This is a genomic window from Streptococcus sp. oral taxon 431, from assembly GCF_023115445.1.
Classification (GTDB): Bacteria; Bacillota; Bacilli; order Lactobacillales; family Streptococcaceae; genus Streptococcus.
In genome coordinates this window covers 1-612 of sequence record NZ_JALDUI010000042.1, presented here as the reverse complement: position 1 = coordinate 612, position 612 = coordinate 1, and the positions used below count along the sequence as shown (strand labels likewise).

Genomic DNA, 612 nt, shown 5'->3' with positions numbered 1-612 from the left:
ACCTGTAACACCTGATAAACCAGGGGAAGATACGCCAATCATCTATGTACCAAAAACAAATGATGTGACGCAACCAACAAAACAAACGGTAACGTTTGAAGGAGCTGGTTCAACCACACCAAAAGATGATGTTCAAAGCGACTATACCTTCACAGGTAAGAAGAATCAAGCAGATGGTACAACAACATGGACTGAAAACAGTCATGACTATGGCAAAGTAAAAGTCCCAGTCGTTGAACACTATTATGCGGATAAATCTGAAGCTGGTGGTAAGACAGTTACACCAGAACACCCAGAAGCTACAGATAAAGTGGTTTATAAGGAACTCGGTAAGATCATTCCAGTTGACCCAGATGGAAACCCAATTCCAAATGCGCCAACTCCACAATATACGAATGATCCAAACGATCCAACTAAAGGTGGTGTAACCCCAACACCAGTCATCCCAGGTTATGTGACAGACATTCCAAATGTAACACCATCTAACCCAGGAGCTGATACCCCTGTTGTCTACCGTAAGGCAGATCAAAAAGCTGTCATCAAGTACGTTGATCAAACAACTGGTCAAACCCTTGCCAATGATCAAGTCGGTGGTAAATCAGGTGAGGCAAT

The 612-nt window shown here is 43.0% G+C and carries 1 pseudogene; it reads left to right on the top strand.

Features of this window, described 5'->3' with window-relative positions:
• Window positions 1-612 (top strand): annotated as a pseudogene (locus M1R56_RS10020) (hypothetical protein); the annotation flags it as partial.